This is a genomic window from Mycobacterium sp. MS1601 (assembly GCF_001984215.1).
Taxonomy (GTDB): domain Bacteria; phylum Actinomycetota; class Actinomycetes; order Mycobacteriales; family Mycobacteriaceae; genus Mycobacterium.
Genome location: NZ_CP019420.1, coordinates 6,145,592 through 6,169,948, shown reverse-complemented (window position 1 = coordinate 6,169,948; position 24,357 = coordinate 6,145,592). Strand labels below are relative to the sequence as shown.

Sequence of the window (24,357 nt, the reverse complement as noted above, 5' to 3'; positions counted from 1 at the left end):
GCTCTGGGGGGACCGTGCCGACAGCTGGGCGTCACCGTTCGAGTATCACCAGTTCACCCCACGGGATTGCGCTGGTGGCGGTGGCGGTAGTGGCGGCGGTGGTGGTCCTCGTGGCCCCGACGCTGACCGATCGCGCCACGGTGTGGACGGTCCTGTGTGTGGGCCTTGCGGCCATGGCGGTGGCCGCCGCGTGGTGCGCTGTGGCTGCCGCGCGTGCGTCGAAGGATCGCAGGCGTTGGGTGTGGGTCGCCATGACCGGTGGGCTCATCGTGTGGGCTGTCGGCACCTTCGTTTTCGCCATGCGCCCTCCCGGTGCGATGACGGTTCCGGTGGCAGGCGACATCGCCCATGTCGCGTTCTGGCTGGCGGCGTTCTCGGCGCTGGTGTTGATCCCGGCGAACACGTGGTACTTCTCGTGGCTGCGGACGGTGTTGGACGCGCTCGTCATCGGGACCGCGCTGTTCATCGTCGCCTGGCTGCTCTTGCGCCGCTTCGTCGATGTCGCCGATGTGGGAGACAGCCGAGCCCTTCTGGTCACCGTCGTCTATCTCTCGACGGCGGTGGTGGCGTCCACCATCGGGGTGCTCGTGGTGTCCCGGGCGCGGGGGCGGCACCGAACCATCCTGATCTTGCTGGCCACGGGAATTACGGTGACGGCCCTGGCCCGAGGGGCGTTCGTGTACGTCACGGCACGCCAGGATGCAGATGCTCCGATGGTGGTGGCGATCGGCTGGGGAGTCGGCATCCTGCTCATCGGCGCCGCGGCGGCCGTTGCCGTGACCGTTGGCGGCGATACCCAGGCATCGGCGCTGCCACCCAAGACCTCACTGTGGTTGCCCTACCTTCCGATCGTCGTTGCCTGCGCCGTCTGCACCGTCGAACTCTTCGCGGTGCCGGGCCTTCCGCCCGTGCTGTTCGCCCTGCTCGTGATGGTCAGCGGAATGGTGGCCAGGCAGTACCTGGTGATGCGGGACAACCGGCGGATGGTGGCCGCCGCCACCGAGGAGGCGCTGCGCGACCCGCTCACCGGGGTGGGCAACCGCGCGCTGCTGCTGGACCGGTTGACCCACGCGCTGGACCTGCGCCAGCGTGATCGCAGCGATGTCACCGTGCTCGCCCTCGATCTGGATCATTTCAAGCTCGTCAATGTCTCGCTGGGTCACCCGGCGGGGGACACGCTGCTGGCGGCGGTGTCCGAGCGGGTGGTGTCCTGCCTGCGTACCGGTGACACCGTCGCCCGGCTTCGTGGCGACGAGTTCGCGGTTCTGATGGAAGGCAGCGCCGCCAACGCCCGCGCGGTGGCCCACCGGGTGCTGCTGTCCTTCGACGCACCGTTCACCCTCGACGGCCACGATGTGATGATCCGACCCAGCGTCGGCCTGGCGATCCTGTGTGCCGAAGAGATGGATGTCTGCGCTGAGGTCTTGTTGCAGCGGGCCGAGACCGCGATGAACGCCGCCAAAACCTCAGGCAGCGGCGGGCTTCGGATCCATACCCCCGACCTCGACCTCTCGACATCGACGGCAGGAGGCGGTGCCGCGCCCGCCGTCCAACTGCTCGGCGAACTGCGTCGCGCCATCGACCGGCAGGAGCTGGCGGTGGTGTATCAACCGCAGATAGATCTGCGCAGCGGTGCCATCGCCGGGCTCGAAGCGCTGGTCCGTTGGCCCCACGAACACCGCGGCACCATCGAGCCCGATCGATTTTTGCCACTGGTTCGCCAGTACGGACTGATGCCCGCACTGACCGACCTGGTGGTGAAAACAGCACTCGACGATCTCGCCGTCTGGCACCGACGCCAGTGCGCGGTCCCGGTGGCGGTGAACCTGTTCGCCCCCTCGCTCGCCGACGTCCAGTTGCCATTGTCGGTGGCGTGGGCGCTGGCCGAGCGCAAGCTGCCCGCCGAGCTGCTGACCATCGAGATCACCGAGGACCTGGTGCTCGAAGACACCCGCCGCACCAGCGCGGTGCTGGGCGACCTGCGCGCCCGTGGCATCCGGATAGCGATCGACGATTTCGGCAGCGGCTACTCCGCGTTGTCCTATCTGCGGGAACTCCCGGTTGACGAGATGAAGGTCTGTAAGCAGTTGGTCGAGCCCATCACGGTCGACCCTCGCGCTGACGCCGTGGTGGGGGCGGTGATCGAGTTGGCGCACATCCTCGGTGCCAGGGTGGTGGCCGAGGGCGTCGAGGACGAGGCCACACACGTCCGGCTGCAGCAGTTGGACTGCGATATAGGCCAGGGCTACCACTATTTCCGGCCGCTGGACTTCGAGGCCACCACCAGGTTGTTGCTGTCCCGGCTGAATCCGAGGTTCGAGAACTCGGTTATTGGGTAACCCGATCGCGGTGCGGCAGTGATGCCCCACCTCCTGTGCGGTCAAAGAGCGGCCGGCGAAATTGTGCGCCGCGCCCGTGAAGGCATGGCGCGTTGGCTGAGAGGAGCCGCGCGTGGATGTGGCAATCGTTGCAGCAGAGCCTGATTCGGTAGGTGAGCTGAGCTCGGCAGCCGCGTTGAGCGGTGCCTTGATCGTCGCGGGCCACCAGGCCAGCGTGCACGTGCCCCAAGACCCGGCAAATCTGAGCGCCTATACCGAAGAGTTGCACCGCACCTGGTCTCACCGCCCGCCCGACGTGGCGCACGCACAGTCCTGGCTGTCGGGTATGGCAGCGCAGTCCGCCGCGCGGGGGCTAGACATCCCGGTGGTGCAGTCGTTCAGAGCTGTGGAGACCGTGGAGGCGCGCAAGCTGGTGGCGGTGTTGGCTCGCAGAGCCAGTTGGGTGGCTGCGACCAACAACGAGCAACTGGTCGAGCTGCTGCAGACGGGCTGCTCCAGGTCCAGGTTGTCCGTGATTCCGTGCGGAGTGGACGGTGAATTGTTCGCCCCGCCCGGGCCGGTCGCGTCCCGGGGCGTTGCGCACCACCGGATGGTGTCGGTATGGACGACGGCCCTGCGTCCGAGCATGGCACTGGCGGCGCTGGCCTCGACTCCCGACGCCGAGTGGGTGGTGGCCGTGGATTCCGCCGCCGATGACGCCACCGAGGTCGAGTCCAGGCTGCGCCCGGCGGCCGAAGCCGCAGGTGTGGCTGACCGCCTGGCGGTCGAGCAGGTCAGCGACGCGCCGCAACTCGCGGCATTGCTGCGGTCTGCCGATGTGTTCGTGTGCCCCGTCACCGCCGATCCCGCCGGAGCTGCTGTGCTGCAGGCGATGAGCTGCGCCGTGCCGGTGGTGGGCACCGCGGTGGGGGCGCTGGTGGACATCGTGGTCGATGACGTCACCGGCCGACTGGTGCCACCCGGTGATGCCCCCCGCTTCGTCGAGGCGGTGCGCCGGCTGCTGCACGAACCGTTCGCCGGCCGCGGGATGGGTGGCGCCGGGCGAGACCGTGCCTGCTCCCGCTATTCGTGGGAGCGGGTGGCCGCCGACGCGGTGCGCGCCTACGCCGGTGCGCTGGGCCCGGTCGGCGCGGCCAGCGCCTGAGCTGTCAACTGGTGGGGACCAGTTTGAGTGAAATCGAGTTGATGCAGTAGCGCTGGTCAGTCGGTGTGGGGTAACCCTCACCGGTGAACACGTGGCCGAGGTGGCTGTGGCAGTTGGCGCACAGCACCTCCACCCGGTGCATACCGTGCGAGTCGTCGGGGCGCAGGATCACCGCGTCGGAGTGTGACGGGTCGAAAAACGAGGGCCACCCGCAGTGTGAATCGAATTTCTCTGTGCTGCGGAACAATTCGGTGCCACACGCCCGGCACTGGTAAACACCTTCGGTTTTGGTGTCGGTGTATTCGCCGCTGTAGGCCCGCTCGGTGCCGGCCTGCCTGAGGACGGCGAATTCCTCGGGGCTGAGCTTCGCGCGCCATTCGTCGTCGGTCAGCGCAACCTTCGGGCTGGGCAGCTCTGACAAGTTGGGACTCATGCGTCCACGCTATCGCGCTGCTGGCGGGGCGTCACCCACGGCGGATCGATTCCCTGATCCAGGCGACCGTCGGCCTTGGCGTCCAGATATCGGAAGTACAGCACCGCGGCCACCACGATCAGCATCAGCGACCAGCCGTAGGTGATCTTCATGTACTCGAGGAACCGGCCGGTGGTGGGCCAGTGCCACAACAGGAACCGGTCCATGGTGAAGAAGCCGTAGATCGCCAACCAGGCCGGCCAGTTGCGGATGACGGAGTTCTGCAGCACCACGGTCAGGACGAAGGGGAACAGCATCATCGAGTAGTAGCCCTGACCCAGGGACAGCACCAGATACGACGCGGTGAGCAGCACCCCGGAGGAGGTCAGCATCCAGAACAGCGGGTCGCGGGTGCGGTAGTAGCGGTACAGCAGCACCATGCTGACCACGGCCAGTCCCAGGAACAGCAGCCGCAGCGCCACGATCAGCCACATCGGCAGGCCGTAGTAGATGCCGTTGCCCAGGATGGCGGAGTTGAAGTAGTCGCGGGTGGACATGATGTAGGGCACGGTGCGTTCGATGTAACTCATGGGGTCGCTGACCAGCGGCCAAGCGGCGATATTGAACACCAGTGGCACGGCGAAGGCGCTGACCAGCGCCCGCCACTGCCGGTTGAGCACGGGCAGCAGCAACAGGGGTGCCAGCGAGGGTTTGACCACCAGGGTCATGCCGATGGCGGCACCGGCCAGCCATTCGCGGCTGCGTCGGCCGTCGAGCAGCCACAGCAGGAACAGCACCTCGCCGAAGAGGATCCAGCCGTTGATGTTGGTGTAAACCAGTGTGCTGGTGACGGATTCGGTGAGGAACATCGCCAGGATCAGCGCGGGCAGGGCGAATGAGGTCCAGGACAGCTTGAAGAGCTTGAGCATCAGTACCGCGGACAGCAGGATCGCGATGGTGCTCAGTGCGATGAACCAGTAGCGGGACGCGTCCACGGGCAGGTACCCGAACGGGGCGAGCAGCAGGGTGCCGCCGGGCGGGTAGAGGTAGTGCGGGTCGACGTGGTTGAAGTTCTCGTTGTAGATGTCCCAACCCATTTTGAAGTTGATGACAGCGCGGTACACCGGCCCGAAATCGTCGGTGATGTAGCCGTTGGTGGCCAGTACGTAGCTGCGGTGGAACACCGACATGATGGCCAGGGGCCAGAGGATCGACCGCAGCACCGTCGCGGCACTTGGCGGTGCGGTACGGGGCCGGAATGCATTCAACAGGCGGGTGCGTGCCGCGTCTACTGCCGTCACGTGCGCACCGTACACCGGGCCGGGGTCACGATGAGTCAGGCGGGGCAGTAGGTGTCTGTCGGCTGCGTTTTCCCGCTACCGATGTATTCCAGCAACGGTGCCATGGCGCATGACGAGTACACCGAGGCGCCGTGGCCGATGCCCTGCCACATCACCCGTCGGTTGGCGGCACCGGCGTTGATGATGGTGGCGGCGGTGGCTGCCACCCCGTCGCCGCCGACGATGGGGTCGTTCTGTACACCCAGCAACAACACCTCGGTGCGCAGGTTGGTCGGGTCCTCCGGAGCCTTGCCGCTGGGCCAGTTCAGGCATTTCACCAGGTTGAGTGCCGCGACCCTGCCGAACTGCGGGTACATGTCGTCCCACGCGACCACCAGCTCGCGAACCCGGTCCGGGGTGGGCCGGTTCAGCGCGTCGCTGCACCGGTTGATGAACTGACCGTCGGACTCGCGCAGAGCTTCGGCCTGGTTTATCAGACTGGTCAACTGGTTGTTGTCACCGGAGCGGGCCGAGGCCAGCGCGTCGGCGAGCTTGTTGGTACTCGTCACCCGGTCACCGTCGGGGAAGGCCAGCGCGGTGGTGATGGCGGTGACCAGCTGCGAGACGGCGGCGCCGCCGGGGCCACGACCGGCCTCGGCGTCGGCGATCAGGGCGGACACCGCGGCTTTCGGATCGGGGCCCAGCGCACATGCGATGGCGACGCACTGGGTGGCGAACGCGTCGAGGGCGGCCTGCTGCCCGCGGACCTGCTGCTCGGCGGCGGCCTCAGCAGACACCGCCAACGGCAGCGGTGAGTCGAGCACCAGCCGCGACACCTTGTCGGGGTGGGCGCCGGCATAGGCCAGTGCCACCTGGGCGCCGTTGCCGATGCCCATCAGTGCCAGTGACGGCATGTCCCACAGACTGCGCAGCCGCTCCAGGTCCTCGGCGGCGTGGGCATTGTCGTAGGCGCTGTCGCCGGGAGCGATGGTGTCGGTGCAGCTGGTGGTGGCGGTCATGGTGATGGCACCCAGGTTGGCCACCGGGTCATCGCCCGGCTCGAACTGCGCTTGGTCGCGCATCTCCTGGCGGTCGAACAGATCACGGCAGTCCACCGGGCTGGACATGCCCATGCCGCGTCGGTCCACCGCGACGATCGGATGGGTGTCCAACACGTCGGCACCTGCTCGCGACAGCCACACCGGAAGCTGTTGTGAGGTCGGCATATCCGAGCCGGTGGTGAACACCAGCGGGCCGGCGTCGGCGGGGGTGCGCACCGAACGTGCCCGCACCACCCCGATGTTCACCGTCCCGGTGGCGCCGGCGATGGGATCCAGGTCGGCGTCGTAACTGGCGCATTCCAGGGTGATCGCGGGCGGCGCCGGCAGTGCCGCATCGGCGAACACCTCGGAGGTGCACTGTCGCCACGGCAGGTCTTTGCCCGACGCCGGCGCCGCGATGGGCGGCGGACCGTCGGGTGACTGTGTGGTCGGCGTGGAGTCGCCCTCGTCGTGCGAGACGTCGGTGGCGTAGCGCGGATTGGCCGCCAGGCCCGGCGCGCACGCGGCCAGCAGTGCGGACACCACGATGAGGGCCGTGAGGTGAACGGGCCGTTTCATGCCGCCCACAGTAGCGATTCGCTCGAAGGAGTCATGCGTGTCGGACGTAGCGGCAGTACAGGTAGCCGGCGTCATCGGTCAGCAGATGCACTCGCCGCAGCGGCGTCGACCGGCCCGCACCGTGGGCAATGCGCCCGGCGTCGCCACCCACCACGGTGGGGGCGATGGTCAGGCACAGCTCGTCGAGCAGGTCTGCGGCGATGAAGGTGCCCAGCAGACTCGGTCCGCCTTCGGTGAGCACGCGGCTCAGCCCGCGGGCCGCCAGCGCGGCCAGCAGCACCACGGTGTCCACCTCGTCGACGTCGGGTCCGGAACAGTCGATCACCTCGGCGGCCTCACCCAGCAGAGCGCGCGCACCGGGGGCGGCGGAGTTCGACGTGAGCACCAGGGGCGGCACCTCACTGTGGGTGAACACCAACATGTCACGGTTGAGCCGCCCGCTGTTGCTCACGATCGCGATGGGCGGCACCTCGGCCTGACCGCGAGACTGCCGGTGTTGACGCTGCTGCACCGTCAACGTCACGCCGCCGTAGTTCTCCGAGCGCACAGTGCCCGCTCCGACCACGATCACGTCGGCCAGCTCGCGCATCACGGAGAACAGCGCACGGTCACCCGGACCCGCCAACCCCCCGGAGGTGCCGTCGACGGCGGACCCGCCGTCCAGACTGCTGATGAAATTGGCACGTACCCAGCATTTTCGGGAGCCGTCAGAGCCACGATCGGGGTAGGCGTAGAGCTCCGGCAGCGCGGCGTCGTCCACGATTCCGGTGGTCGTCATCAGTGTGAGCTGTATCCCAGCGTCGGGTTGCGCCATGAGTTCGATTGCAGCACGTCGCTACAGTTCCTGCATGAACGCCCCCTCTTCTACAAACTCGGAGGCCTCGGCGCCAGCCCATCTTGTCGACCGCCATCCCACGGTCTCGCCGGAACGGCTGATCGCCCAGCTGGTGCCACCGCCGACATTCACCGATGTCAGCTTCGAGAGCTACCGGCCTGATCCGGCCGAGCCGAGTCAGGCCGCTGCCGTCGACAAATGCCGCACGTTCGCCGAACAGGCGGTGGCGCGCAGGGCCGGCAAGAAGAAGATGTTCGGCAAGCGTGGGGTGCTCCCCGGCGTGGGCATCTACCTCGACGGCGGGTTCGGTGTCGGTAAGACCCACCTGTTGGCCTCGACGTATTTCTCGGTGTCCAAGGACTCGCCGGCGCCGACGGCCTTCGCGACCTTCGGGGAGCTGACCCAGGTGGCCGGGGTGTTCGGCTTCCTCGAGTGCATCGAGCTGCTCGGCGAGTATGCGGTGGTGTGTATCGACGAGTTCGAGCTCGACGACCCCGGCAACACCACGCTGGTGTCGCGGTTGCTCAGCCAGCTGGTGGAGCGTGGGGTGTCCATCGCCGCGACGTCGAACACATTGCCCGAGCAGTTGGGCGAGGGCCGGTTCGCGGCGCAGGATTTCATGCGCGAGATCGCCGCGCTGTCGCAGATCTTCACCACGGTGCGCATCGAGGGGCCGGACTATCGGCACCGTGGCCTGCCGCCGGCGCCGGAGCCGCTGTCGGACACCGAGGTGGAGCAGCGGGCGGAGGGCGTGCCGAGCGCCACGCTGGACGACTTCGACGCCCTGTGCAAGCACCTGGCCACCATGCACCCGTCGCGGTATCTGAGCCTGATCGAAGGTGTGGAGGCGGTGTTCCTCACCGGTGTGCACGCCCTCGACGACCAGAACGTGGCGCTGCGGCTGGTGTCGCTGACCGACCGGCTCTACGACGCCGGGATCCCGGTGGTGGCTTCCGGAGCCAAGCTGGACACGGTGTTCAGCGACGAGATGCTGGCCGGTGGGTACCGCAAGAAGTACCTGCGGGCGACGTCGCGGCTGCTGGCGTTGACGGCGGCGGGTATGCAGCTGTAGAGCGGGCCGGTCTAGGCAGAGGTTTGGAGCTCGCGGGTCAACACGTAGTCGTGCTCGATTCCCGCGCCCATGCGGAAGCTCTTGGTGCCGGTGACCGTGAACCCCTGTTTGGTGTAAAAGCGTTGGGCGCGTTGGTTTTCCTCGTTGACGCCCAGCCATACGCTCTTGGCGCCCGCACTGTGGGCGTGGTCCAGCGCCGCGGACATCAGGGCCGCTGACACTGTGCCCCCGTGGCTGCTGGGCAGCACGTAGATCTTGGACAGTTCGACGGTTGGCAACACCGTCACCGCCGTGTGCACGTCGGCATCGTCGGGCAGGCCGTGGATCAGCATCGCGTAGCCGACAGCCACCCCGTTTTCGCGTGCCACGAACACGGCGCGCTCGGGGCTGGTGACGTAGTGGGTGAACCGCTCCGCCGAGAGGTTCTCGGCGATGAAGGCGGCGATGTTCTCGGGTGTGGCCGACGGCGGGCAGGCCAGCGGGAAGGTGCGGGCGGCGACGTCGGCGAGGTCGGCGATATCGGTGGTGGTGGCTCGGGAAATCTGCAGTGCGCTCACATGTTCCATTGAGCCAGACGAATGCCGGTCTTCTTGTCCACCAGCACCACGTTGGTCACCAGGTCGCGGTAGCAGTCCCAGTACACCCAGCCGGCCACCGTCGACCCGGCTGGGGCGTTGAGCAGGCCGTGCTGCAGCGCGTCGGGGGCATCGCTGTTGCGGGGTTCGTAGGCGTCACCGGTGGGGGTGACACCACGGAACCAGAACGACACGCCCATGGCGTAGGGGACGGGCATCTGCTTTGCCTGGACCACCACCTGGGACTTCCACACCTGGTGGCGCGGCGCCCGGGGCGGGTAGCCGAAGCCGGGCGGGATCTCCGAGGGCACCGGTGCCATCACGGTCACGTCGGCGATGATGCCCAGGTACTCGACGCGCAGTGTGTCGCCCATCCGTCCGATGACCGTGTCCGCGGCTGCAGCCACCGGCGTGGTCCCGACACCGAAACCCAGGACTGCCGCTGCTACGAGAAGGGTCGAGAACCATCGGCGCATGTGTCGCATGATGACATATCGGACAGGTGTCCACAGCCGGTTGGGCGCTTCAGCCGGCCTGTGCTGGGTTGCCGGCTTCCTCACCGGCTTCGTCCCTCAGCCGGATCGGTCAGCCGGCCCACGGCCCGACGCCGCCGACCTTCTCCACCGTGATCCGCGTCAGGAAACCGTCCGGCGCGTCTTCGGGCGGGAAACCGGTGCCTGGAGCCAGCACCGCGGAGAGCTCACGCAACACCTGCGGGGCGCCGCCCTCGACGATGCGCGCCGTGCCGGTGACCGCCAGGTACGGCCGCATCACGCCGCCGCCGCTGTCGGCGACGACGGTCAGTGCTACCCGGCCGTCGCGGCGGATGTTGCGCACCTTCCGGTACTTGTCACTCAGGTGCGCGGCCACCAGCTCGTCGTCGTGCTCTCCCGGCTGCAGCGCCACCCACACCACACTGACCTGCGGGCTGCCGTCGGCGTTGAGGGTCACCAGGGTTGCGTTGACGCCCTTGCCGATCAGCGCGCGGGCGGAGTCGTCGAGTTTCATGACCTCTTCTACGGACAAGCCCGGCGTTTCATTCCCTAGGACGCCTCGAACTCCAGCAGGGTGAGTTTGGCGGCCGCGCCGCCGGCGTATTGACCCGCCGTCCCGTCGGAACGGACCACCCGGTGACAGGGGATCACCACCGGTAGGGGGTTGCGCGCACAGGCCGTGCCCACCGCGCGCACCGCGCCGGGGTTGCCCACCGCGCCGGCCACCTCGGCGTAGGTTTCGCGTCCGCCGTAGGTGATGCTGCGCAGGTGCTCCACCACGGTGCGTCGAAACCCTTGGGCCAGACGCAGATCCATCGCGAGATCGAACGTGGTCCGGCTTCGGTCGAAGAACTGCTCGAGCTGGCGTGCAGTGTCGTCCAGGCGGGCGGGGGAGTGCAGGATTCGAGGGCTGATCCGCTGCGCCAGGGTGGCCAGCACCGCGTCGTGGTCCTCGACGGCGAACGCCACCCGAACCAGCCCCACCTCGGTGGCGGCCAGCAGCAAGGTGCCCACCGGGGTGTCCAGGGTGCGGTAGGCGATGTCGAGTGCGCCGTCGCGGTCGGCGGCCTCGGTGAGGCGGGTGTGCAGCCGCGCCAGTGCGGCGGTGTCGCCGGGCAGGTCGAACAGGTTGGTACTCATGCTGTTTCATCCTCTCGGTACCGGCGTCGCAACGCGGCGATTCCGTCGGCGGCGGCGCGGCGCGCTGCCCCCGGTGAGTTGCCCAGCAGTCCGGCGATCTCCGCGAACGGCAGTCCGGCGATGTGGTGGTAGGCGACGGCGCGGCGTTGTTTGTCGGGCAGGGCCGCCAGCGCCGACCACAGGTCCGGGTCGCGGTCGGTGTTCGGGGCCGCATGTTCGGGAAGCACATCGGTGGGGACGGCGCGACGGCTGCGGGCGCGGCCGACATCGATCGAGCGACGGTGCGCGATGGTCACCAACCAGGCTTCGACGTTGGCGTCGGCAGGCAGGTCGGGATAGGCCCGCAGCGCCGACAGGAACGTCTCCGACCACGCGTCCTCGGCGTCGTCGGGGCCCACGACGGCACGACATACTCGCAACACCGTCGGCCCGTGCCGGGCCACCACCTGTTCGAATGGGCGCACACTCACATCATGTAGACGCTCGGTCCGGCGCGGATGTGAGGTCAGCTCTTCGACAGTGATTCCAGGACGGTGACCAGGTCGGTCTCGATGCGTTCCTTGTCGACGCCGGCTTGGTGCAGGGGGCCGGTGACGTCTTCGACTTCCAGCAACGCCAGGAGCAGGTGCTCGGTGCCGATGTAGTTGTGGCCCAGTCGCAGCGCCTCGCGGAACGTGAGCTCCAGTGCCTTTCTGGCCGCGGGGTCGAAGGGCACCAACTGCAGGTGTTCGCCGGTGTCGGGGGGCAGGGTGATCACTGCGCGTACCGCCTCGGGCGTGACGTTCTGGGTCAGTAACAGTCGCGTGGCCAGGGCATCGGCGTCGGTCAACAACCCGAGGATCAGGTGCTCGGGGGTGATCTGCTGGTTGCCGGCGTCGCGGGCGAGGTTCTGGGCGGCGACGACGACGGCTTTGGCGCGTGGGGTGAAGCGGTGGAAACCCTCGTTGGGGTCGATGGTGTCGCCTTTGGGGACAAATCGTTTCTGGGCGGCTTGTTTGGTGACGCCCATGCTGGTTCCGATCTCGGTCCAAGAGGCGCCGGAGCGGCGGGCCTGATCCACGAAGTGTCCGATCAGGTGGTCGGACACTTCGCCGAGGTGCTCGGCGACCAGCATCGCATCTTTGAGTTGCTCGAGCTCATCGGCGTGCAGGCTCGTGATGGTCCGGATCAGCGTGTCGAGGCTGACGGCGTTGTGTGCGGGTGAGGTACTCATGCGTCAACCGTAAGTTGACGCGAATGTATCGTCAACTTACGGTTGACGTCGGCGTGTCTCACGCGTCACATCTGTCACTCCTGTCACACTTTGGGATATCCGATAAGCCCGTGAAGAGCGGAGACAGCACATGCGCCCAATCGTCCTCGGCTTTGCGGCCCTCGGTTTGTTTCTCGGCAGCTTGATGATGGCGCCGCTCACCTCGGAAGTGGCCGAGTCGAGCTGTGTCACCCAGTCGGTGGCCCGTGACTGTGTTCTGAGCACGCCCGCACCGCCTTGGCTTTGATTCTTTCTCGACTTTGCTGCGGGTCATCCCGGCGTGTGCACGCGGGCTGGGTTCCCGGCGTCGACACCGGTGAGGCCGCAGCAGGCCCGGTGGTCACGAAGCGATCAGATGCCGCCGGAAGTGTGCCGAGGCTGTCAGATAGTGTGCAGAGTTCGCTCAAGGTCGTGGCTCGGCGGAATTATGGCCTAAACTAAGCGGGTCTAACAGCAAGCACGCAGATTTGGGAGTGGTAATGGCACGTCGCAGCCGACGGAGTGCAACCGTTCTGCTGATGGGCGCGGCGCTGTCCGCAGCCCCCCTCGGCTTGGCGACCATCGTCACCCCGGCGATCAGCCACGCCGAATGCGGTGTCGACGGCGGTGGCGGCTATGCCCACCCCACCGGCGGCGGTATCGGCGGCGGCACGGTGTCGTGCGAGGCGGCGGCCGAGCCCGCCCCTGCCGACAACCAGCCGCGCAACGAGTGGGGTTTCAACCCGAACCTCACCCCGGCCGAGAACCTGGCGCAGCTTCCAGCTCCCGCGCTGCAGGAGCCGCTGGTGCAGACATCGCTGGTCGATGACGTGCCGGTGCAGATCTCTCCGGAACTCGGCCTGCCTGGCATCGGTGTCGGTGTCAATCTCTGGCCGGATCTGACCCCCATCGTCAACGGTGTCGTCGGTGCCGGTACCGGCGCAGCGGTCGCCAGTATGCCGGCCCCCAATCTCAACGGCGTCGGCGCAGCGCTGTCGCAGCTGCCTCCGCCGCAGCTGCCGGATCTGACCAAGATTCCGCCGCCCAAGCGCATCATCCCGCTGCAGTGCGGACCGCAGATCACGCCGTTCTTCCGGCCCTGCATCTGAGTCAGCCGCGGGGATAACCCCGTCGCACCGTCCGGTCGAGAATGCCGAGGGTGGCACGCAGCGCCGCCTCGGAGATCACCGGGAAGATCCCGGCGTCACGCCAAGTCTGCTCGATGTCGGACCAGTCGTAGAACGAGGTCACCCTGGTGCCGTCGGAGCTGGGCTCCAGTCGGTAGCCGTAGACGTGTCCGATCTGTGGTCTGACCCGTCCGAGGATGGTCCAGGCGATCAGAGCGTCCGGCTCGAACTCGGTTATCCGGACGGTGACGTCGTAGCGTCCGAGTTCGGGAAAGTCGTTGAGCGACTCTCGGTCCATGTGGACGGTGAACTCGTCGCCCACCATTGCCACCGAGGAACCCGTCGCGCCCTGCAGCATTCCGGACGAATCGATGGCCACGTGGCCCTGGGGGTCGCACAACACGTCGAAGACCTGCGCAGGCGAGGCCGCGATGACGCGTTGGACCTCGATGCGGTCACTCATCGCGCCAGCGCGTAATCCTCGGCGGATTCCTGCCTCTGACGAGTGCTGCGGGTCAGCAGCCCGACGACGGCCATCTGCGCGGCACCCACGACCACCACCGGCCACAGCAAACCTGCTGCGACACTGATGTACACCGGGTGGGCAGCGGGCTGGCGGGAATCACCCCACCGCGCAGCCAACGCAAAAATGCCACCGGTAGTGATCAGTGCGCCGACGAGGTACAAAACCCCCACTGCTCCTGCCACTGCAAAGCCTCCCAAGTAGAACGTCGCAGTCCGAATTTCCCGATTTCCGGTGACTCCAAACCCCCGCGGGTTGGCATCACGGTGCGCACATCCCTGGTAGTGCGGCAGCGTCGCAACGACACTGGGAGCGGGAGTGGAATGGGTCGTACTCCCGTCGGTGTTGCCCCAGGAACGTAACCGAAAGGGAGAAAGCGCTGTGCTTCATCTTGCAGTGGCGTTGGACGGCGCGGGCTGGCACCCGGCGGCGTGGCGGCAGCCCGATGCCCGCCCCTTGGAATTGTTCACCGCTCGCTACTGGGCGGATCTGGTGGCCGAGGCGGAAGGCGGCCTGCTGGACTTCGTCACCATCGAGGACGGCCTCACCCTGCAGACCGAAGGCCCGGTGCAGACCGACCGGGTGCGCGGTCGTCTGGACGCCGTTCTGATCGCCTCACGGGTGGCGCCGTTGACCCGGCACATCGGGTTGGTGCCGACGGCCATCGCCACCCACACCGAGCCGTTCCACGTCTCCAAGGCGATCGCCACCCTGGACTACGTGAGCGGCGGGCGCGCGGGAGTGCGTGTACAGGTGGCATCCAGCGCCGCGGCCGCCGCCCACTTCGGCCGCAGGGACGTGCAGCGGGAACTGCTGCTGACCGAAGCGGGTGACTACATCGAGGTGCTGCGTCGGCTCTGGGACAGCTGGGAGGACGACGCCGAGATCCGCGACGTCGCCACCGGACGCTTTGTCGATCGGGACAAGCTGCACTACATCGACTTCGAGGGCCGGTGGTTCTCGGTGAAGGGGCCGTCGATCACACCGCGCCCCCCGCAGGGGCAACCCATCGTCGCCGCTTTGGCGCACGCCGAGGCCGCGTGGCAATTGGCGGCCACCAGTGCCGATGTCGCATTCATCACCCCGCACGACGCCGCGGAGGTGACGACGATCGCCGGGCGGCTGAGCGAATTGCGCCCGGCTGCTTTTGATCCCGTTCATGTGTTCCCGGATCTGGTGGTGTTCCTGGCCGACACCGCCGACGCGGCGGCAGCGCGCCGCAGGCTTCTCGAAGATCTGGTCAGCACCGAATATGTCAGCGATGCCGAGGTTTTCGTGGGCACACCGCTCCAGCTGGCGGACCTGCTGCAGCAGTGGCACGCCGCAGGAGCAAGTGGGTTCCGGCTGCGGCCGGCCACGCTGCCCCATGACCTGGCGCAGATCACCACGGGGTTGGTGCCGGAACTGCAGCGTCGAGAGTTGTTCCGCGACAACTACTCCGGTGCCACCCTGCGTGATTCCCTGGGTCTGTCCCGGCCCGCCAACCGATACGCACCGGCACCCTAGGAGCTTCGATGACCAAGCCGCTCAAGCAGATCCACCTGGCCGCCCACTTCCCGGGCGTCAACAACACCACGGTGTGGAGCGACCCGGCCTCTGGAAGCCACATCGACTTCAGCTCGTTCGTACAGTTTGCGCAGGCTGCCGAGCGCGGCAAGTTCGACTTCATGTTCCTGGCCGAGGGATTGCGACTGCGTGAGCAGGGCGGCAACATCTACGACCTCGACGTCGTCGGCCGGCCCGACACCTTCACCGTGCTGGCCGCCTTGGCGGCTGTCACCGAGCACCTGGGGCTCACCGGCACCATCAACTCGACCTTCAACGAACCCTATGAGGTGGCACGGCAATTCGCGTCGTTGGATCATCTGTCCGACGGACGGGCCGCGTGGAACGTGGTCACCTCCTGGGACGCGTTCACCGGCGAGAACTTCCGGCGCGGTGGGTTCCTGCCGGAGAGTCAGCGCTACGAGCGGGCGGAGAGCTTTCTGGAGGCTGCGCACGTGCTGTTCGACTCGTGGCGCGGTGACGAGGTGGTGGCGGACAAGGAACATGGTGTCTTTCTGTCTGACCAGGACGCGGGCTCCTTCGCTTACTCCAACGTGCACTTCGACATCACCGGCCGATTCAACGTGCCGCGCAGCCCGCAGGGGCGCCCGGTCATCTTCCAGGCCGGCGATTCCGACCGCGGCCGCGAGTTCGCCGCTGCCGCAGCTGATGCCATCTTCTCCCGCTACGGCACGCTGGCCGAGGGGCAGGCCTTCTATGCCGACGTCAAGCGCCGGCTGCCGGCCTACGGGCGCCGCCGCGACGAGTTGCTGATCCTGCCCGCCGCGACATTCGTGCTGGGTGATACCGACGCCGAGGCCGCCGAGTTGGCGCAGCAGGTGCGGCTGGCCCAGGTGTCGCCGGCGACGGCCATCAAGTTCCTGGAGCAGCTGTGGAATCGGGATCTGTCCGACCATGATCCCGACGGTCCGCTGCCCACCGTGGATCCGATTGTGGGGGAGAACACCATCGCCAAAGGCCGCGCCAGTGTGCGGATGTACCGCGACCCCGTCGCGACCGCCAACGAGTGGCGCGCCAAGGCGCAGGCCGAGAACCTGACCACCCGTGAACTGATCGTCGAAGTGACCGGCAGGCAGAGCTTCATCGGTTCGCCCGCGTCGGTGGCGGAGTCCATCAACGAGCTGGTGCAGTCCGACGCCAGCGACGGCTTCATCCTGGTGCCCCATGTGACGCCCAGCGGCCTGGACGTCTTCGTGGACACCGTGGTGCCGCTGCTGCAGGAGCGGGGCTTGTTCCGCACCGAGTACACCGGGACGACGCTGCGGGACCATCTGGGCTTGGCGTACCCCGATCATCGGCAGGTGCACTCGGCGGCCCTGTAGTCAGCGGCTGGTGGCCCGTGCGGTGAGGTAGTCGGCCGCCCAGCCTGGTTGTACGTACTCGAGCGCTTCGAGCACCAGGAAACCGGGTCGCCCTGTGTAGGCCGGGTGACGCTCCATGGCGGCGAGGCGTCGCACCTGCGCAGGGGTGAGCTGGGGGGCCAGCGAACGCCAGCTGTCGGGCACGCTGCCGGTCTCGGCGACTGGGGTGAAAGGCATGTCGGGGTCCTTCCGTGATTACCTTCTGTCACTCTGGCACCAGGCACCGACAAACTACTGAGCAGGGGCTGTGGGGAGGCTTTGTTTCTCCGCGGACAATGTTCGGCGCGCGACCCTATCGCGACGTGATCGAGGCCCTGCGTGGTGATTGCGGGTGCGTCCCCGTCGAGTTGCCAGGATGGGGACCTGCGTCTTCCGCGCGGAGGAACCGCCATCTGATGACCGAGCACACCTGGCTCTGAACTGCGAGAACTATGGTGCGCGATACTGGGATTGAACCAGTGACCTCTTCCGTGTCAGGGAAGCGCTCTCCCGCTGAGCTAATCGCGCCGGGTGAATCTGGTGGAGGTGGAGACGGGAATCGAACCCGTGTGCACGGCTTTGCAGGCCGTTGCCTCACCACTCGGCCACTCCACCATGGGGTTGATGCCTCTACACCCTCGAGCGGATGACGGGATTCGAACCCGCGACCCTCACCTTGGCAAGGTGATGCGCTACCAACTGCGCTACATCCGCGTGCCACGAGCGAGATCGTCGCTCGTTGCGAGGCATGACACTAGTGCAGAAACCTCAACAGACACAAATCCCTTGCTCGGCAGGGGTGTCGAGGCGGCGAACGGGCTCAGAACAGCTCGTATGCCTGTCGTGAAATCGTGAATCCGGCGCCGGTGATGGTGTCGTGGCATGTGACGCCGGACTCCAGGCTGGTGCACAGCATCGGACCTGCGCCGACGGTCTGCCCGAATTCCAGTGGTTCGCCCGCCCACAGCGTGGTGTCGCCGGCGCAGACGAAGGCCGCAGGAGCCTCTGCGCCGAACGAGATGCCCTGGCCGTAGTCGAACTCGCAGTCGGCAGGGCGCGGCGGGGGAGCCCAGTCGCGTTCGGCGATATCGCAGCGCACGTAGTCGTAGTCGACGTAGCAGCCTATGTTGCCGCTGGGCGAGGTGAACCCGACCGGGCTCTCGGCCTGGGCAGGAGCGGCCCACCCCACCCACGCGACCGCGGCGGCAACCAGCAACACCGGGCGGACCATGAGGCAGACCCTAGCGGCGGGAGGCGTCCTGAGCAGGACGAAGCGATGAACTGTCGACGTGTCAGACGGTCAGCACCATGCGGTAGCGCGCCCGGCCCTGGTCCATCGCGGCATAGGCCTCGGCGGCTTGCGCCAGCGGCAGCTCCTGCACGCGGGCGCGCACCCCGGACTGCACGGCGAACTGCATGGTCTCCTCGACGTCGCGGGCAGTGCCGGACGGGTGCCCAGTGACGCTCAGGCCGGGCGTGATCAGCTGCAGCGGACTGATGGGCAGGGGATCGGGTGTCACGCCCACCACGATCAGTTCACCGCGCGGCAGCAGTCCGCCTACGGTGGCGCCCATCGCCGCGGAGTTGGCGGCCGTCGCCAGAACAACCTTGACACCGCCGAGCGCCTGCAGCGCCTCGGCCGGGTCGCCGGCGGTGGAGTCGACATAGTGGTGGGCACCCAGATCGAGTGCGTCGGCGGCTTTGTCGGCGCCGCGGGCCACGGCAATGGTCTCGAAGCCCATGGCGCGGGCGAACTGCACACCGAGGTGTCCGAGCCCGCCGAGGCCCAGGATTGCCACGCGGTCACCGGGTTTGGCCTTGGTCTCACGCAGGCCGTGAAACACGGTCACACCGGCGCAGCTCATCGGCGCCGCCTCGACAAAGGACAACTCGTCGGGGATGCGGGCCAGCGCGTTGGCCGGTGCGGTCACCGATTCGGCATATCCGCCGGGGTAATGCCAGCTGGGTACCTGCCCGTTGGCGCAGTGGATGAAATCGCCTTGATGGCACGGGATGCAACGGCCGCAGTGCCCGCCGAACCAGCCGACCGCCACCCGGTCACCCACCGCGTAGTCCTGCACTCCCTCACCGACTTCGGCAATGGTGCCGGCGATCTCGTGTCCCGGCGTCAGTGGCCAGGTCAGGCCAGGGAAGGCGCCGTTGACGAACGCATGGTCGGTGCCACAGACACCGCAGGCCTGCACCGCGATGCGGACGTGGTCGCGCCCCGGCGGGCTGGTGTCCACCTCGGCAAGTTCCAGGGCCGCTCCCGCTGATGCGACATGTACCGCCTGATGACGTGCCATGGTGTTCCTCCCTGCTGGTCCCTGTTTGACCGTGCTCTCTCATGTCTACTCGCGCATATGGCTCGCGCGGGGTGAGTAGCGTGTGGTTGAAGAGGGTTATTCCAGTGGGAGGTGTGTGGTGACCACGGCCATCGTCATCGGGGTGATCGCCTTCGCCGGCGTCGCCCTGGTGATCAGTCAGCTGATGCGGATGAAGGAGTGGCTGAAGAAATCGCCGCCGCTGCCCCCGCCCATCGAGTTACCCGGCGACGAGAAATGATGTGAGAAGCGTTGCGAATCAGTGAGATTGGCGGCGCTTGCGATGGCGTCGCCGCAGCCATGTCACCAGCACGAAGAGGCCGGTGAAGATCCAGATCATCGTCGGTCCGCCGGCGGTGGTGGCGTAGTCGTCCTCGGGCTGTTCGACGGCGCCCTCGACGGATGCATCGATATCGGGCGCTGTGGTGGCCGGGGCGGGCGCGTCGGTGCTCACGGAACTGTCGATGCTCATGGTCCTGTCGAAACGTCTGGTGCCATCGAAGTGACGGCCGGGCCGGCCGCCGGTGAACTGTTGGACGGCTTGTTACCGCCGAGTATAGAGGGACCCGGTTAAGCGCACGTAGCATCGCGGGCAGGTCCACTGACCGGCGGATTCCGGTACAACGCGGAGTCCGTGCTAGTGTTCTGGCTCGTCTCACGGTCTCGTAGCTCAGTGGGAGAGCGTCCGCCTCACACGCGGAAGGTCGCTGGTTCGATACCAGCCGGGACCACCACGTCATACCCGCTCAGCCGTATCATCTGCCCGTTCGGCAGATCCGTCCGCAGCTCTGCGCCGCGCACACCTACCGGCAACATCTCAGTCGAGTGACGTTGGGCAAAAGTAGTCTGAAGGTCGGGTCGACTGGGTAACTAACCAGACATGAATCCGTCGCCGCACCCCGAAGAACAACTGGTGCGCGCCGGACCCGCCGATGCACGCACCGCCGCGGCGTTGCGTGACGATCTCTACGCGTGGTTGAAGCAGGTCGTCGAGGTGACACCCACCCTGCTCAGCGACATTCTCACCAGCGTCTACGAAGCGTTGGCCAACTGCGCCGACCACGCCTACCGGCAGCGCGCCGACGACGGTGCCATGACATTGCGCGCGGTATATGACCCTGCTGCGCAATCGATCTCCGTGTCCATCGCCGACCGTGGCACCTGGCGTGACCCTCCGCCGCCCGACCCGAACGACATCCGCGGTCGTGGTATCGCCCTGATGCGGGCGCTCGCAGACCGTTGCATCATCGAGCGCCGAACCAGTGGTACCACCGTGGAGCTCGTTTACGGAATGGCGATGACCCGGGTCTGACGCAAGCGGTCATCGTGGTGTCACACGCTGTCGTTGGTGCATTTGGCAAAATCGTTCTGTCGGGTTGCGTCCGAGTGACCCACCGATCCGAAGGTGCATCATGTCCGGGACGTCGGCGCCAGGCCGCAGCGCCGATGACGCGCGGCAACGTGCCGTCGAGCGCTATCGGATCCTGGACGTCCCGCCCGACCGGGTGTTTGACCGCATCGCGGCGCTGGCCGCTCGGGTGTGCGGCGTGCCCATGGCGAAGGTATCCATTGTGGATCGGGACCGGATTTGGTTCATGGCTGCCCATGGACTGGATGCGGAGGTCCGCCAGGTGGCCCCGGACGAGGGGCTGTGCGCCGCCGTCATCACCGACCAGATTCCGCACACCATGTCCGATGCGCTGGCCGATCCACGCACGGCGCACAACCCCTTCGTCCGCATGCACGGCATCCGGTTCTACGCTTGCGCGCCCATCACCACCTCTGACGGGCATCGGTTGGGCACCGTGGCCGTGATGGATTCGCAAGTTCATCCAGCAGCCGATCGTGAGCTGGCGGTGCTGGAGGATCTTGCGGCCATCGTCATGGAGCAATTGGAATGGCGGCTGCTCTCACTGGAGGCGCTACGCAACGAACGCCGGATGCGCGACCATGCGCAAACCGATCGAGACGATGCTGTCACGGCCCGCGACGAGGCCCGCGTCGACCGGGACATCGCTGAGCGCGAGCGTGATGTCATCCAGGAGTTCGCCACCGCGCTCCAGAAGACGCTGCTTCCGCCGACGCTGCCCAAGATCGACGGGCTGGACTTGGCCTGCCACTACCACCCCGCGTCGGCGCGCCAGGTCGGTGGCGACTTCTACGACGTCTTTGCACTCGGTGGTGAGCGTTGGGCGTTCTTCATCGGCGATGTCGAAGGGCACGGTGTCGGTGCGGCGGTCGCGACTTCGTTGATCCGTTACACCCTGCGCGCGGCTGCGTTGCACTGCGACGACCCCAAAGAGGCTCTGTCGCAGCTCAATACGGTGCTGCTGCGTGAGATCGAACCGCGCCGCTTCTGCACGGTGCTCTACGGGACGTTGCAACCACATCCAGATGGTGAGGGCTTCTTGGTGACGATGGCCACCGGTGGACACCCGCCCGCTCTGCTGCTGGACAGCGGACAGGCCTGGGTGCGCCAGGTTCGCTCGCCGGGCGGAATGCTGGTGGGTGCGCTGGCAAACGCAAGGTTCGACGTGTGCACGGCCAACCTGCGGCCCGGTCAGACGCTGTTGTTCTATACCGACGGAATCATCGAGGCACGCCGCGGCGAGACTCCGTTCGGTGAGGAGAGCCTGGCCGCGTACGCGCTGGAGCGTGCTGACCTGGGCGCGGCCGGGCTGGTGGCCGATCTCGCCACTTTGATTCCCAAGTTGGAGCCCGGCGACGACGTTGCCCTGCTGGCGTTCGGCGCCTCGCCGAGGACCTGACGTTTCGAACGTTTGTGCGACGGGAACACGTCCGTCATGGGACAAACAGAGCACAACCGGGCGCCGAACGAAACTCCGCAAAAGGATCCCGAGGACTGGGTGACGGGCGACGAGCCGATGACGGGGCCGCAGCGCAGCTATCTGCAAACCTTGGCCCACGAGGCCGATCGTGAGATTCCCGATGATCTGACCAAGGCTCAAGCCTCCGAGCTCATCGACACGCTGCAGGGGGAGACAGGACGCGGGTCGCAATGAGTGGTGGCCGGATTGCGGATTGGATGCAGAACGTATGGGTAGCCGACAAAGGACCTACGAGCATGCAACAGCAGCTGGAGGCACCATCTCTTACCGCGATGTCGAAAAGCGCTGGCACGACCCACACGCGTTTCGCTCGGCCGTAGTTTATGTGGCTGCAGTCGTGATACTCGCCGGCGTTGCCTTCGCCGTGTACGTGAGCGGGGACCGTGAGTCGATTCCGAAGGGCGTTGCCACGCCGCTGGTTCTATTCGCAGGCGCGGTGGGAGCTTTCGTCAAGACGTATCTGGATTGGCGAGCCGAACGGACTTGGCCCATATGGCAGGGCGCGGGTTGGTTCTTGTTGGCGTTGAGCTTGTTCTGTCTCGGTGTTCCCGCCATGGGACTCATGGGCTGACAATTGATGACAAGGAGTTGAAAGTGGCCAATTATCGAGTGCTCGACCCAACCGGTGCGGTCGTCGCCACCAAAGACATTGCGAGCGCCGGCGATGCCCATGCCTGGTTCGTTGACCAGCAGGCCGACAATTCTGAACTGGGCTGGCGCATGGAGGTCGAGCACGACGGCCAGTGGTCCTTCTTCGACGACACAGAGGGCAGCGGGCACTGACTGTTGAGCGCGACACCCGTACGGCTCGGGTGGTCTGGGGTGTCTCGCCACATCAGCGGTGCGTCAGTGCATCCCGAGCGCGGTCCATGACGGAGGCGATCGGCCCCAGCGCGAAGTTGGCCACCGCAGACTCCACGCCCGGATGAGGATGGGTGGGCGCTATGCGCTCGGCGGCCCGCACCGCAGCGGTCAGCTTGGCGCGTTCGTCAGCGCTGAGCTCGTCCTGCAGCAGGGTGAACTCTTCGGCTTCCTCTTTTGCGGCGTGTGCCAGCACGGCCTGCTGGAGATGAATCACCGCTTTGCTGAACTCCGCGGTGCCGAATTCCAGCTTTTCTATCTGCGCCAGTGCCACTTTCGAGTCGTGCTCTTCGTGCAGGCGCTCATCGACGATCGCAGGCCCGCCGTCGATCTTCCGGCGTACCCGAGGATGCACAATCATCTCTTCGGCGGTCTCGTGCACGGCCAGCAGTGCGCGCAACCGGTTGAAGGATTGCTCTTGGGCGGCGGCGTCGGGCGCATCCAGGGTGTCGGTGAACAGCTGCCTGATGGATTCGTGCTGTGCCTTCAGGTAGTCGACAACATCGGCACTGCTGGACACGGCGGGCATCGACGGCGTTGAATCGGACACGGCAAACCTCCACGCATAGTCGGGTGTATTCGGCGCGCGCGATGGGCTGTGCGCCGCCGCCGAAGGCCTACCCGGACGATGGGGTGGTGAAACGAAAGAACGTCAGCTGAGGGGTTCGATGCCGTCGTCGTTGAGAAACACCATGGTGCCGTCGTCGAGGGCGACGGCCCAGCGGCGTGACTTCGCCGTCTGCTGGGCGTCGACAATAACCTCGACGCCGGCGAGATCGCCGAAATCTTCGACGATGTGACCGGTGAGGTGCGCATCATCGGTGGTGCGCACCGCGGTGCCGACTTCGAACTTCCCACCACTCATGGATCCAATTAAATACCCAATTTGCCGGAAGTGGGTAATCACTGGGCAGGTTCGTTATGAATTCGGGCCCGCTGCGTTGCTCGATGGCCGGCCGCACAATAGACCAACCGGTCTAGAATCGGCGGATCATGGCAGAACTCCCAGTGCGTCAACCCAATGCCACCAGCAACAAGGAACGCCTATTGCGCCAGGGGATGAAACTGTTCTACGCCAACGGCTTCCACGGCACCACGGTGGACGCGGTGCTGGAGGCGTCGGGGGTGCCCAAAGGGTCGTTCTACCACCACTTCGGTTCCAAGGAGGCCTTTGGCCTGGCGGTGCTCGACCGCTACATGAGTTTGCAGCTGGAACTGCTGGAGGCGGCATCCGTCGCTTCCTCTGCGGCCACCGCCGACACCCTCGAGCGCTACTTCGACTCGTTGTGCCAACTGTTCGTCGACTCCGGATATCGGCGCGGGTGCCTGGCTGGGAAGTTTTCCACGGAGCTGGCGGCCAGCTCGACACCGTTTCGATCGCAACTCGCAGGATCCATCGCCACCTGGCATGACACATTGGCGGCGCTGTTGGAGCAGGGGCAGCGCCGTGGTGATGTCCGCGACGATCTGTCTGCCGGCGACCTGGCCCACACCGTGCTGGCGCTGGTGCAGGGGGCATTTGTGATTGCGCTGTCGTCACGAGACCCGGCCGCGCTGGCCGCGTTGAGGGTGAGCATCCGCAGCCTCGTCGAACTGGATCGTTGACCCGCCGTCTCTAGACTGATT

General features: G+C 66.7%; 31 protein-coding genes and 4 tRNA genes. 14 read left to right on the top strand and 21 right to left on the bottom strand.

Annotation, left to right across the window (positions count from 1 at the left end; all coding sequences use genetic code 11):
• The first annotated feature begins 74 nt into the window (after positions 1-74).
• A complete protein-coding gene (locus tag BVC93_RS29460) occupies positions 75-2,339 on the top strand; it encodes a putative bifunctional diguanylate cyclase/phosphodiesterase (protein WP_083740491.1) in 2,265 nt (754 codons plus the stop codon).
• 112 nt (positions 2,340-2,451) lie between these two features.
• A complete protein-coding gene (locus BVC93_RS29455) occupies positions 2,452-3,483 on the top strand; it encodes a glycosyltransferase (RefSeq protein ID WP_083740490.1) in 1,032 nt (343 codons plus the stop codon).
• A gap of 4 nt (positions 3,484-3,487) precedes the next feature.
• Here the strand turns inward: BVC93_RS29455 and msrB are convergent, their stop codons facing one another.
• Genes msrB through BVC93_RS29435 form a run of 4 tightly spaced genes read right to left on the bottom strand, consistent with a single transcriptional unit; the run spans position 3,488 to position 7,608 of the window.
• Positions 3,488-3,916 (bottom strand): peptide-methionine (R)-S-oxide reductase MsrB, encoded by a 429-nt coding sequence (gene msrB, locus BVC93_RS29450; protein ID WP_157517140.1) that lies wholly within the window; start codon positions 3,914-3,916, stop codon positions 3,488-3,490.
• Positions 3,913-5,211, bottom strand: coding sequence for an arabinofuranan 3-O-arabinosyltransferase (gene aftC / locus BVC93_RS29445; protein WP_083740489.1), 1,299 nt, complete (start codon positions 5,209-5,211; stop codon positions 3,913-3,915). Before aftC ends, msrB begins: the two co-directional genes overlap by 4 nt.
• Positions 5,212-5,231: 20 nt before the next feature.
• A complete protein-coding gene (locus tag BVC93_RS29440) occupies positions 5,232-6,794 on the bottom strand; it encodes an alpha/beta fold hydrolase (RefSeq protein ID WP_157517139.1) in 1,563 nt (520 codons plus the stop codon).
• 31 nt (positions 6,795-6,825) lie between these two features.
• Positions 6,826-7,608 (bottom strand): pyrimidine reductase family protein, encoded by a 783-nt coding sequence (locus BVC93_RS29435; RefSeq protein ID WP_083740487.1) that lies wholly within the window; start codon positions 7,606-7,608, stop codon positions 6,826-6,828.
• On the opposite strand from BVC93_RS29435, the gene zapE reads away from it, so the two are divergent.
• Positions 7,607-8,701 carry a cell division protein ZapE gene (gene zapE, locus BVC93_RS29430; RefSeq protein WP_083740486.1) on the top strand — a complete coding sequence of 365 codons (1,095 nt, stop codon included), beginning with the start codon at positions 7,607-7,609 and terminating at the stop codon, positions 8,699-8,701. The two genes, BVC93_RS29435 and zapE, sit on opposite strands and share 2 nt — an antisense overlap.
• A gap of 11 nt (positions 8,702-8,712) precedes the next feature.
• Here the strand turns inward: zapE and BVC93_RS29425 are convergent, their stop codons facing one another.
• From BVC93_RS29425 to BVC93_RS29400, 6 genes are all read right to left on the bottom strand, one after another.
• The gene (locus BVC93_RS29425) at positions 8,713-9,267 is read right to left on the bottom strand and encodes a GNAT family N-acetyltransferase (protein ID WP_083740485.1); all 555 of its coding nucleotides are present in this window, start codon (positions 9,265-9,267) and stop codon (positions 8,713-8,715) included.
• Entirely contained in the window at positions 9,255-9,752 is a 498-nt protein-coding gene (locus BVC93_RS29420; protein ID WP_083740484.1) for a hypothetical protein, read from the bottom strand. The genes BVC93_RS29425 and BVC93_RS29420 overlap by 13 nt, the downstream gene beginning before the upstream one ends.
• A 109-nt stretch (positions 9,753-9,861) precedes the next feature.
• Positions 9,862-10,284 carry a TIGR03618 family F420-dependent PPOX class oxidoreductase gene (locus BVC93_RS29415; RefSeq protein ID WP_083740483.1) on the bottom strand — a complete coding sequence of 141 codons (423 nt, stop codon included), beginning with the start codon at positions 10,282-10,284 and terminating at the stop codon, positions 9,862-9,864.
• A 35-nt stretch (positions 10,285-10,319) separates the two neighbouring features.
• A complete protein-coding gene (locus tag BVC93_RS29410; protein WP_083740482.1) occupies positions 10,320-10,910 on the bottom strand; it encodes a methylated-DNA--[protein]-cysteine S-methyltransferase in 591 nt (196 codons plus the stop codon).
• Entirely contained in the window at positions 10,907-11,374 is a 468-nt protein-coding gene (locus tag BVC93_RS29405; protein ID WP_083741452.1) for an RNA polymerase sigma factor, read from the bottom strand. Before BVC93_RS29405 ends, BVC93_RS29410 begins: the two co-directional genes overlap by 4 nt.
• Before the next feature lie 41 nt (positions 11,375-11,415).
• Complete coding sequence (locus BVC93_RS29400) at positions 11,416-12,123, bottom strand: Clp protease N-terminal domain-containing protein (RefSeq protein ID WP_083740481.1); 708 nt, start codon at positions 12,121-12,123, stop codon at positions 11,416-11,418.
• Between the two features lie 518 nt (positions 12,124-12,641).
• Between BVC93_RS29400 and BVC93_RS29395 the strand changes: the two genes are divergently transcribed.
• The gene (locus BVC93_RS29395; RefSeq protein ID WP_157517138.1) at positions 12,642-13,250 is read left to right on the top strand and encodes a hypothetical protein; all 609 of its coding nucleotides are present in this window, start codon (positions 12,642-12,644) and stop codon (positions 13,248-13,250) included.
• 1 nt (position 13,251) lies between these two features.
• Here the strand turns inward: BVC93_RS29395 and BVC93_RS29390 are convergent, their stop codons facing one another.
• Positions 13,252-13,731: an SRPBCC family protein gene (locus BVC93_RS29390; RefSeq protein ID WP_083740479.1), complete on the bottom strand. Its 480-nt coding sequence runs from the start codon at positions 13,729-13,731 to the stop codon at positions 13,252-13,254.
• Complete coding sequence (locus tag BVC93_RS29385; protein WP_157517137.1) at positions 13,728-13,976, bottom strand: hypothetical protein; 249 nt, start codon at positions 13,974-13,976, stop codon at positions 13,728-13,730. The genes BVC93_RS29390 and BVC93_RS29385 overlap by 4 nt, the downstream gene beginning before the upstream one ends.
• A 196-nt stretch (positions 13,977-14,172) precedes the next feature.
• On the opposite strand from BVC93_RS29385, the gene BVC93_RS29380 reads away from it, so the two are divergent.
• Positions 14,173-15,297: an LLM class flavin-dependent oxidoreductase gene (locus tag BVC93_RS29380; protein ID WP_236950178.1), complete on the top strand. Its 1,125-nt coding sequence runs from the start codon at positions 14,173-14,175 to the stop codon at positions 15,295-15,297.
• Positions 15,298-15,305: 8 nt separating this feature from the next.
• Entirely contained in the window at positions 15,306-16,679 is a 1,374-nt protein-coding gene (locus BVC93_RS29375) for an NtaA/DmoA family FMN-dependent monooxygenase (protein WP_083740476.1), read from the top strand.
• Here the strand turns inward: BVC93_RS29375 and BVC93_RS29370 are convergent, their stop codons facing one another.
• From BVC93_RS29370 to BVC93_RS29345, 6 genes are all read right to left on the bottom strand, one after another.
• A complete protein-coding gene (locus BVC93_RS29370; RefSeq protein WP_083740475.1) occupies positions 16,680-16,895 on the bottom strand; it encodes a hypothetical protein in 216 nt (71 codons plus the stop codon).
• Between the two features lie 255 nt (positions 16,896-17,150).
• Positions 17,151-17,225: transfer RNA gene (locus BVC93_RS29365), tRNA-Val, on the bottom strand.
• A 13-nt stretch (positions 17,226-17,238) separates the two neighbouring features.
• Positions 17,239-17,312: transfer RNA gene (locus BVC93_RS29360), tRNA-Cys, on the bottom strand.
• Positions 17,313-17,338: 26 nt separating this feature from the next.
• Positions 17,339-17,411: transfer RNA gene (locus tag BVC93_RS29355), tRNA-Gly, on the bottom strand.
• Between the two features lie 106 nt (positions 17,412-17,517).
• Positions 17,518-17,928 (bottom strand): DUF6636 domain-containing protein, encoded by a 411-nt coding sequence (locus BVC93_RS29350; RefSeq protein WP_083740474.1) that lies wholly within the window; start codon positions 17,926-17,928, stop codon positions 17,518-17,520.
• Between the two features lie 61 nt (positions 17,929-17,989).
• Entirely contained in the window at positions 17,990-19,003 is a 1,014-nt protein-coding gene (locus BVC93_RS29345) for an alcohol dehydrogenase catalytic domain-containing protein (RefSeq protein ID WP_083740473.1), read from the bottom strand.
• Between the two features lie 118 nt (positions 19,004-19,121).
• Here BVC93_RS29345 and BVC93_RS33325 point away from each other — a divergent pair, with 118 nt between their 5' ends.
• Positions 19,122-19,262 (top strand): hypothetical protein, encoded by a 141-nt coding sequence (locus BVC93_RS33325; RefSeq protein ID WP_157517136.1) that lies wholly within the window; start codon positions 19,122-19,124, stop codon positions 19,260-19,262.
• Positions 19,263-19,280: 18 nt separating this feature from the next.
• Here the strand turns inward: BVC93_RS33325 and BVC93_RS29340 are convergent, their stop codons facing one another.
• The gene (locus tag BVC93_RS29340; RefSeq protein ID WP_083740472.1) at positions 19,281-19,493 is read right to left on the bottom strand and encodes a hypothetical protein; all 213 of its coding nucleotides are present in this window, start codon (positions 19,491-19,493) and stop codon (positions 19,281-19,283) included.
• Between the two features lie 187 nt (positions 19,494-19,680).
• On the opposite strand from BVC93_RS29340, the gene BVC93_RS29335 reads away from it, so the two are divergent.
• From BVC93_RS29335 to BVC93_RS29310, 6 genes are all read left to right on the top strand, one after another.
• Positions 19,681-19,755: transfer RNA gene (locus BVC93_RS29335), tRNA-Val, on the top strand.
• 146 nt (positions 19,756-19,901) lie between these two features.
• Positions 19,902-20,333 carry an ATP-binding protein gene (locus BVC93_RS29330; protein ID WP_083740471.1) on the top strand — a complete coding sequence of 144 codons (432 nt, stop codon included), beginning with the start codon at positions 19,902-19,904 and terminating at the stop codon, positions 20,331-20,333.
• A gap of 100 nt (positions 20,334-20,433) precedes the next feature.
• Entirely contained in the window at positions 20,434-21,789 is a 1,356-nt protein-coding gene (locus BVC93_RS29325) for a PP2C family protein-serine/threonine phosphatase (protein ID WP_083740470.1), read from the top strand.
• Positions 21,790-21,825: 36 nt separating this feature from the next.
• Entirely contained in the window at positions 21,826-22,044 is a 219-nt protein-coding gene (locus BVC93_RS29320; RefSeq protein WP_083740469.1) for a DUF3072 domain-containing protein, read from the top strand.
• Positions 22,045-22,195: 151 nt separating this feature from the next.
• On the top strand, positions 22,196-22,441 hold the full coding sequence (locus BVC93_RS29315; RefSeq protein ID WP_442928994.1) for a hypothetical protein: 246 nt from the start codon (positions 22,196-22,198) through the stop codon (positions 22,439-22,441).
• A 23-nt stretch (positions 22,442-22,464) separates the two neighbouring features.
• Positions 22,465-22,653, top strand: a complete 189-nt coding sequence (locus BVC93_RS29310) for a hypothetical protein (protein WP_083740468.1) — start codon at positions 22,465-22,467, stop codon at positions 22,651-22,653.
• Between the two features lie 52 nt (positions 22,654-22,705).
• Here the strand turns inward: BVC93_RS29310 and BVC93_RS29305 are convergent, their stop codons facing one another.
• The gene (locus BVC93_RS29305; protein ID WP_083740467.1) at positions 22,706-23,260 is read right to left on the bottom strand and encodes a hemerythrin domain-containing protein; all 555 of its coding nucleotides are present in this window, start codon (positions 23,258-23,260) and stop codon (positions 22,706-22,708) included.
• A gap of 123 nt (positions 23,261-23,383) precedes the next feature.
• Entirely contained in the window at positions 23,384-23,596 is a 213-nt protein-coding gene (locus BVC93_RS29300) for a hypothetical protein (protein ID WP_083740466.1), read from the bottom strand.
• Between the two features lie 128 nt (positions 23,597-23,724).
• Between BVC93_RS29300 and BVC93_RS29295 the strand changes: the two genes are divergently transcribed.
• Positions 23,725-24,336: a TetR/AcrR family transcriptional regulator gene (locus BVC93_RS29295; protein WP_236950176.1), complete on the top strand. Its 612-nt coding sequence runs from the start codon at positions 23,725-23,727 to the stop codon at positions 24,334-24,336.
• The last annotated feature ends 21 nt before the right edge of the window (positions 24,337-24,357 follow it).